Here is a 6,109-nt window from a genome sequence, read left to right as displayed (position 1 = left end):
TTCTTGACGCCACCAAAATCTCTTAATGCTCTAATTCGGTGAAGCGTAAATCCATCAACCTCTGTTGTTTCATCAGTAAATTCGTATTTTTTTTGCATGGTTACATCCCTTAATTAATGCATGGTTTGTCTTTTAAGCTCTTGAGACAGCACACCAATTCCTTTTGCTGTGATTTTTGCGCAAGGAATGACTTTTTCTATTCCACTTGCGGTTTGAAGTGTGATGGTTGGACAATCCATAAGTTTCTTTTGGATTTTGTCTTGATAAGGAAGCAAATTTCCACCTGCTGCTCGTCTGTAAACCCAACCTTTTTTCTGTAAGAAGAGAATGAATTGTTTTGGTTGCATCTCGAGTATTTTAGCGGCTTCTGTAAGACCAAAGAGTCCATTATGGCGCTGTAAGCTTTCAAGAGCCATTGCCTTTGGTGTTAAATCTTCAATGATGGTGTTTTTTTGATCTATTTGACCTTGTAGGTAATTCAAAAAACCAATCATAGCCTTTGGACTTGAATAGTCGATTTGTGGTGTTACTACTTGCTTTACACGCTTTTCACATTCGATAAAGTATAAACGGGCTTCTCTCCCTTTCTGATTGTTCTCAAGCATAGAAAGTTCTTTGGCTCTATCGAGTGTGAGATAGTAGTTAATCGCGATAACAGCCCTAGATTTTGCGCTCGCCAAATTTGGCGACCGCAAATCTTGTGTTTTTACAAAGTCTTGTCCTTCTATAAAATTGTATCTGGTAATACGGTCCTTAATCCAATTTGAAAAGTCACGTTTTGCCTCTAAGAATGCATGCAGATCACGTGCATTTACTGTCTGAACTATTTCCTGATCAATGATTTGTTCTTTAATCTCTATAAGAGTGTTCATGATGAACTCCTATGCAGTCTGTTTAATTTTATTTTTAAGATGCATTATGATAGCTGTCATTGCTTCAGGGCTTGAAAAATCGATTTGAGGATTAGCTGCTTGTTCTTCTAATTTTTTCCAATAATCTATAATTTTTGCGCGTAATACAGTGTTGTAACCTAAAATGACAATAAGAGCTTCACGTTTTGGTAGATGGTAACAGGGACGACTTTCACCTTTTGTATCTTTATATAATCCAGCAAAATTACTCAGGTCGATTTTAAGTTCGCTAAATACTTTACGAATATCACGCATAACATGCGCATGTTGCTTACCGCATAACTCTGCAATTTCACGACTAGACATGGTTGGAACAGTTGTGTTTTGAAAATTGTTTTCAGATGTTGTGATAAGATTATGCATGATGAACTCCTTTCAAGAAGTTCGTATTTTTTTCAGATGTTATAATAAGGCTTTTCATCATCACCCCCTTAATTAAGAAAAACATAAGTTTTGGTATAATATTCTGCCTAAGTTTCTATGGCGTTCTGCTTTAGCGATTTTCCTTGCTGCGTGAATTTTGAAGTAATGATTATCGGTTTTATCTGTTTCTATTTCAGATTTTGGACAAATCTTCTGTCTGTTCCATTCTTGTTTTGTAAAAACAAAATCCACGCCTTCTTTTAGATCAAACTTTTCAACACAATCGTTAAACCAAGTGGAAAAATCTTGTTTCAAATGTAAGTGCCTATGCATCACATGGGCTTTGACCATTTTGGCATAACCAATTTTGTTGTCTACCTCGTTTTCAGGTATGAGATATCCTTCACTATGAATATGAGTATCATGTGTGGTCATAAGTTTACTCTAATCAATTATTGATGAATGAAAGAGGGCGCTTTTAAATGCGCCCTTCAGAATTTAAAGCACATCACACGGACGTAAACGGTGTTGTTGTTCGTAAGTACCGTAAATCTCATCATTATATTTTTCGTCTGCGATCTCGTCTAAAAGTCTATTGTAAACATCACTTTCGCATATAAAGTAATGAACCTCACTATCTTCATCGAGACGTTCGATATTTTCTTTTACATATGCTTCTGCAATTTCTTCAGAGATATCTTCACAATTATTCTCAGAAGGATTGATGCGAAAGATTTGGATTGCATCATCTGCCTCATCAATAATTTTTAGAATTTGGCTTGCATCAAGTGGTCCAGACTCTGCAATGTTTTGATCATCATCATAGACAACTAATAAGATTTCATCAGAATTTATAAGAATTGGATTTTCCATAATTTCTCCTCCCTAACGCCTCTTGGCAATTGTTTGTGCGTGGTTTATGGATATATTAGTACATTATGCACTAAAGATAGTCAAGTACATAATGTACTATTTTTTTTAAAAAATAAAAAAAAGACGAATCACGGCACAATTTAGAGAATCAAAATTTTGCTGTTTACTGATAAAAATCAAGCAAACTTGCTTCAATCTGTTGATAGCAATCTAATCGATAACGTGAACAGAGAATCGTATTGTGTTTACATATCAAGAATAGTGCGCCGTACACGACCTATTATAGAGATAGCGCCTTCAAGTTTTGGAGCCTTTATTGTTTTGTCGTATGAAGCGGGCTGAAAAGGAGGATCATCATTAGGTCTGTATCGTTTATATGTCGCTTGTCCAGATTCATCTGCAATTACATAGCAGGCATTAGGCACAAGTTTTTTGTCTCGCATATTTACAAATATTATAGAATCTGGAGGGCTAATTTTATTCATAGATGCGCCATCTACACGTAAAGCAATCCATTCACCGGCAGGAAGATTAACAGCCTCTGTCATAGGATAATCTGAAAAATCCATTATCCCATCTTGCTCGCTTAGTTCTCCAGCGCTAATCCATGAAACGAGAGGAATACTTATATTGAGGTTAGGACTTTCTTGAGGAGACTCGCCATACAAAATCCACCCCGGATCTACATTAAATACTTGTCCATAGAGCTCGGCTATTTGGCGCGAAATACCACGATTTCCATTTTCGTGACTAATTAGGGTATTTTGATTAAGAGCTGGTACAGCGCGCGCAGCTTCGCTTGGTGTTGCATATCCAGCATTCTTACGCGCTATTTTAAGTCTATCTTTTGGCAAATAAGTCATTTGTACATTATCCACTATTTTTTTAATTCATTGTGTACGATTTTATCTTGATTAAAAGTTGTACGTAATGTACTATTTGTGTCATGGTTAATGATTTTTATGTCAAAAGTTTGATTGAATCTTGGGGATCTATACGCCAATTTGCAAAAGAAATTGGTTGTAGCTATGAGGCTGCGCGTAAAATGCGTGATCGCAATAGTATTTCTCCAAAATACTGGAATATAATTATTCAGTTGTCTAAAGCTAAGGGTCTATCTTGGGTTACACTAGATTGGTTCCTACATAATTATGGGAGTAAATCCCATAGAGTTATTCGTCCAATGACAAAACGAAGAAAAGATACGCTTCATCTGGTGAAGAAAATTAGTACAGCAAATGCATCACAAACAGTAATATCTTCTCATAGTGCTGCTCATACAGAAAATAACAAACATCAACAGCAGCATTCACACTCTTAAAGAAGAAAGATCAGAGATGATAGATGTCCCACAGATCACTATAAGCAAAGTCCAGTTGATTGATCTTGTTAATAATATTGGAGAGGCAACCATATATTATGGTGTCCGTTCGACTCAAGATGCATCTTTTGAAACAAGAATAGATCCCTCATCAACAGGTTATTTTGTCTATATGCTGTATAGTATCTTTGCGCGTGATGATAGAAATTATTTTCCATTATTGCCGTACGATGATTTTAATCAATGGTTTTCATCTGCGTTTACGCAAGCTTTTACAACTTGGTTTGATAATTATTTTTCTCAAGAGTTGTTATCTTTTTATCGCTTAAATGAGCTGATCTTGTTTATGATCTTAGTCAAAGATAAGCTTGATCTCTTAAGGCTTGATCTCTTAAGGCTTGATCTCTTAAGGGATGAAGTTATCAAAAAAAGAAATCAAATTAATAAATCATAGCATAAAAACGTTTTCCTAAGTAAATTAATCCAATTTTTTAAAGTCTATGAGGTCGGTTTGTGTCGTTACAGTCATTGTTGTTTCTGGTTTCAATGGGGATGTATGAGTAATGATTAAAGTAACTTGGGCTTTTATATCTTCTTCACGCGCTGCTACAAAAATAAGGATTCCTGTGTACTTATCTTCTAAGGGAGCTATAGAAATATTAACATCAATTTCTTGTCCCGTTCGAAAATCCTTTGCTTTCTCACAGTATCCGGATGATATTGTGTGTAACGTTGGTCTGGCATCAGGATTAACATATGATGCTTGCATTTGCCACAATCTTGTTTCCGGTTTGTATCTAATGCCATATCCAAGAATAAAGCGAGAACCATCTTTTAGCTTTATATTTAAAACGTGGATGACAGTTTGTGCATTGTTTTTTATTTTTAAACAAAGAAGCGTCCACTTGCCTTTTGTTGGAAAATGTGGGCCAGTTGTATATATGGAAGGTGGCGTTCCTAAATCCTCTACTCTTTTGTTATCTAACAAAAATTTAATATGTTCTTCTGACCATTTGGCAATATCTTTTGTCGATATCGCTTGCTCTTTAAGGGCTATCGTCTGTTCTTGGCTTTCTGCAAATTGCTTGCTTACCCATTCTCTATCTTCTTCTCGTTTTTTTGCAGCTTTTTCTAAATCATCTTTCCGGATTTTGGCTGCTTCTTTACGGTCTTTATTTCTTAAAATAAGCGCTACTGAAAGCGACACAGCAAATGACACAAAACCTGTAAGAAATATCTTTATCCATTCTTGCATCTTTCCCCTCCCCACTTTTTTAGAATCATTGGGAGGTTACTTTTTCACAAACATTTTTGCAAGACAGGCAATCACAACGCGCTCTGTCATAACGCACGCATAAACACACAGCAACCTTAAGGGGGGATTATGATCACTAACGCACAAACCATTTTATGTCTTGATCTAGGGACCAAGACAGGCTGGGCGATATGCGGTGCGGATGGTCACATCATTAGTGGTGTCATGAATTTCCACCCCCGATATTTTGAAGTCGGTGGAATGCATTATTTACGCTTTAAGAGATGTCTATCAGAAATAAAACAGACAGTAGACAGCATTGACGCGGTGTATTTTGAAGAAGTGAGGCGTCATAATAGTACTGATGCAGTGCATATTTACGGTGACTTGTTATCAACCTTAACGACGTGGTGTGAACATCATCAGATACCGTATGAAGGCATTCCTGTTGGCACAATTAAGAAAGCAACAACAGGAAAAGGAAACGCATCAAAAGTAAAAATGATTAAGGCGGTGTGTGCAAAAGGACATACGCCTAAAGACGACAACGAAGCAGATGCTTTAGCAATTTTATATTTAATGAAAGAAGGGGGTATATATGTCCAGTAAATTACCGTGGACGAGGCTGTTTGCAGATAGGTGGATTCTTGATCTTGCTTGTTTATCTCCCATTGAATGCAATGTTTATATAAAATTGCGTTTGCAAATGCTTTATACTGGAGAGCCGCTTTTAAATAACACAAAGGTCTGGGCTAATTACACTGGTTGTTCAGTAAAAATGTTTATGAAAGCGTTAGAAGTTTTAATAAGCACGGGTCATATCGAACGTTTAGACGATGGGTGTTTATGGAGTTTAAAAGTTGAAGAAGAACTCAATAACTCTAATGAAAGCTTAGATAAGGTATCGAAGACATCTCGGTCAAAGAAGTTATCAGAGAGAGCAAAGAAAGCAGCGCAGGCAAGATGGGATAAACATACAAATGATGCTTGTGATGATGCTAAAGCCATTGAAAATACTGATAAAAACAATGCTAAAGCCATGCTTAACGATGCTAAAGTTATTAAGCATGATGCTAACAGTATGCTTAAGGATGCTAAGCATGATGCTTACGACATGCTTAATGATGCCTATATATATAACATAAACAATAACACTAACATTAACAGTTATAATAAAAAAACTAAAACTATCGTTTTAGCAAAAAAAGAAATTGGTTCTGAAAGTTTAGCAACAATCGATTTGGTTGACGAACCAACAGAGGTTGCTGCTGTTGAAGCCACATCAGAGCAAATCACAACCTCATCAGACAACCAACCTCCCATTCACGAGCAAGAGAACGTTCCCAAAAAAGCAAAACGAGCGCAAGCTAATCGCGGTTGTCGATT

At 36.4% G+C, this 6,109-nt stretch carries 10 protein-coding genes; 4 read left to right on the top strand and 6 right to left on the bottom strand.

Going from position 1 to position 6,109, the window contains the following annotated elements; all coding sequences use genetic code 11:
* Nucleotides 1-113: 113 nt before the first annotated feature.
* From ACFIJK_RS08645 to ACFIJK_RS08625, 5 genes are all read right to left on the bottom strand, one after another.
* Entirely contained in the window at nt 114-872 is a 759-nt protein-coding gene (locus tag ACFIJK_RS08645) for an antA/AntB antirepressor family protein (RefSeq protein WP_375627513.1), read from the bottom strand.
* A 9-nt stretch (nt 873-881) separates the two neighbouring features.
* The gene (locus ACFIJK_RS08640) at nt 882-1,274 is read right to left on the bottom strand and encodes a Rha family transcriptional regulator (protein WP_375627512.1); all 393 of its coding nucleotides are present in this window, start codon (nt 1,272-1,274) and stop codon (nt 882-884) included.
* 72 nt (nt 1,275-1,346) lie between these two features.
* Nucleotides 1,347-1,709: an antA/AntB antirepressor family protein gene (locus tag ACFIJK_RS08635; protein ID WP_375627511.1), complete on the bottom strand. Its 363-nt coding sequence runs from the start codon at nt 1,707-1,709 to the stop codon at nt 1,347-1,349.
* 63 nt (nt 1,710-1,772) lie between these two features.
* Complete coding sequence (locus ACFIJK_RS08630; RefSeq protein WP_375627510.1) at nt 1,773-2,147, bottom strand: hypothetical protein; 375 nt, start codon at nt 2,145-2,147, stop codon at nt 1,773-1,775.
* Between the two features lie 245 nt (nt 2,148-2,392).
* Nucleotides 2,393-3,010, bottom strand: a complete 618-nt coding sequence (locus ACFIJK_RS08625) for a S24 family peptidase (RefSeq protein ID WP_375627036.1) — start codon at nt 3,008-3,010, stop codon at nt 2,393-2,395.
* An 83-nt stretch (nt 3,011-3,093) separates the two neighbouring features.
* On the opposite strand from ACFIJK_RS08625, the gene ACFIJK_RS08620 reads away from it, so the two are divergent.
* The gene (locus tag ACFIJK_RS08620; RefSeq protein ID WP_375627509.1) at nt 3,094-3,468 is read left to right on the top strand and encodes a hypothetical protein; all 375 of its coding nucleotides are present in this window, start codon (nt 3,094-3,096) and stop codon (nt 3,466-3,468) included.
* Nucleotides 3,469-3,484: 16 nt separating this feature from the next.
* On the top strand, nt 3,485-3,922 hold the full coding sequence (locus ACFIJK_RS08615) for a hypothetical protein (RefSeq protein WP_375627508.1): 438 nt from the start codon (nt 3,485-3,487) through the stop codon (nt 3,920-3,922).
* A 24-nt stretch (nt 3,923-3,946) separates the two neighbouring features.
* On the opposite strand, the gene ACFIJK_RS08610 is transcribed toward ACFIJK_RS08615, so the two are convergent.
* Entirely contained in the window at nt 3,947-4,723 is a 777-nt protein-coding gene (locus tag ACFIJK_RS08610) for a hypothetical protein (protein WP_375627507.1), read from the bottom strand.
* A 129-nt stretch (nt 4,724-4,852) separates the two neighbouring features.
* Here ACFIJK_RS08610 and ACFIJK_RS08605 point away from each other — a divergent pair, with 129 nt between their 5' ends.
* Nucleotides 4,853-5,332, top strand: a complete 480-nt coding sequence (locus tag ACFIJK_RS08605) for a crossover junction endodeoxyribonuclease RuvC (protein WP_375627506.1) — start codon at nt 4,853-4,855, stop codon at nt 5,330-5,332.
* Nucleotides 5,322-6,109 (top strand): hypothetical protein (locus ACFIJK_RS08600; RefSeq protein WP_375627505.1); only part of this gene is annotated, 788 nt, incomplete at its 3' end. The genes ACFIJK_RS08605 and ACFIJK_RS08600, both read left to right, overlap by 11 nt.

This window comes from Bartonella sp. PS17NMGDW, from assembly GCF_042193555.1.
Classification (GTDB): Bacteria; Pseudomonadota; Alphaproteobacteria; order Rhizobiales; family Rhizobiaceae; genus Bartonella; species Bartonella grahamii.
The sequence above is the reverse complement of the archived record's forward strand: the minus strand, read 5'-3'. Positions and strand labels throughout refer to the sequence as shown.

Bases quoted from the DNA above. Each gene is read 5' to 3' on its own strand.
- ACFIJK_RS08645 (WP_375627513.1), bottom strand. From the start codon at position 872: ATGAACACTCTTATAGAGATTAAAGAACAAATCATTGATCAGGAAATA.
- ACFIJK_RS08640 (WP_375627512.1), bottom strand. From the start codon at position 1,274: ATGCATAATCTTATCACAACATCTGAAAACAATTTTCAAAACACAACT.
- ACFIJK_RS08635 (WP_375627511.1), bottom strand. From the start codon at position 1,709: ATGACCACACATGATACTCATATTCATAGTGAAGGATATCTCATACCT.
- ACFIJK_RS08630 (WP_375627510.1), bottom strand. From the start codon at position 2,147: ATGGAAAATCCAATTCTTATAAATTCTGATGAAATCTTATTAGTTGTC.
- ACFIJK_RS08625 (WP_375627036.1), bottom strand. From the start codon at position 3,010: ATGACTTATTTGCCAAAAGATAGACTTAAAATAGCGCGTAAGAATGCT.
- ACFIJK_RS08620 (WP_375627509.1), top strand. From the start codon at position 3,094: ATGGTTAATGATTTTTATGTCAAAAGTTTGATTGAATCTTGGGGATCT.
- ACFIJK_RS08615 (WP_375627508.1), top strand. From the start codon at position 3,485: ATGATAGATGTCCCACAGATCACTATAAGCAAAGTCCAGTTGATTGAT.
- ACFIJK_RS08610 (WP_375627507.1), bottom strand. From the start codon at position 4,723: ATGCAAGAATGGATAAAGATATTTCTTACAGGTTTTGTGTCATTTGCT.
- ACFIJK_RS08605 (WP_375627506.1), top strand. From the start codon at position 4,853: ATGATCACTAACGCACAAACCATTTTATGTCTTGATCTAGGGACCAAG.